General features: G+C 72.8%; 1 pseudogene. It reads right to left on the reverse strand.

The window, feature by feature from the left end:
- Positions 1-948: pseudogene (locus D183_RS0118160) on the reverse strand (phenylalanine--tRNA ligase subunit beta); the annotation flags it as partial.

Here is a 948-nt window from a genome sequence, read left to right on the forward strand (position 1 = left end):
GTCCAGCTCGAACGCCAGCACATCGACGTCGATCTGCATCGCCTGCAGCAGCCGCGGATGCAGTTGGCCGATCCAGCCGATCCGCACGTCGTCGCGATAGACGTCGGCCGACCGGGTCGGATGCACGAACGGATGCGTCGACGGCCGGTAGTCCAGGCGTGCGCTGGAGGCCGCGGCCAAGGCGTCCAGGTCGCCCTTGAGGTCGTGGAAATCGACCTTGCGCGCCGGCAGGCCCCATTGCAGGGCGTCGGCATCGCCGCACACCGCCGCCGCCACCCGCTGGGTTTCGGTCGGCGCGGCGCCGGCTTCCGCCGCCGCGGCGAACACCTTGCCCAGTTCGAACAGGCGCACGCGCCCGGCCTGGCGCGCGGCGTTGCGGCCCAGCGCGGCGACCAGCCCAGGCAGCAGCCACGGACGCATCACCGCCAGTTCGGCGCTGAGCGGATTGGCCAGGGCCACGCGCCCGTCGTGCAGGCCCCACTGGTCCAGCAGCGCGGCATCGACGAAGGCGTAGTTGATGGTTTCCAGCAGATCGCGCGCCAGCAACTGCCGGCGCACGCTGCGCTCGTCCAGTTGGGTCTCGCTGTCCATGGCGATGCGCGTGGCGCCGCCGGGCAAGGTGGTCGGCAGGCGGTCGTAGCCGTGGATGCGCGCCAGCTCCTCGATCAGATCCTCTTCGATGGCGATGTCGAAGCGGCGGCTCGGCGCGGTGACCTGCCAGCCGTCGGCCGAGGCGACCACCTCCATGCCCAGCGCGCGCAGGATGCGCTCGACGTCGGCGTCGGCGATCTCGATGCCGAGCACGCGCAGGATGCGCGCGCGGCGCAGCGCGATCGGTGCCGGTGCCGGCAGGAATTCGGGCAAGGCGGCCTCGACCACCGGACCGGCGCGCCCGCCGGCCAGCTCCAGCACCAGCCGCGTGGCCAGCTCCAGCGCCTGCCGCGGCAG

Origin of the sequence: Xanthomonas sp. SHU 199 (assembly GCF_000364665.1) — a bacterium.
Lineage (GTDB): Bacteria > Pseudomonadota > Gammaproteobacteria > Xanthomonadales > Xanthomonadaceae > Xanthomonas_A > Xanthomonas_A sontii.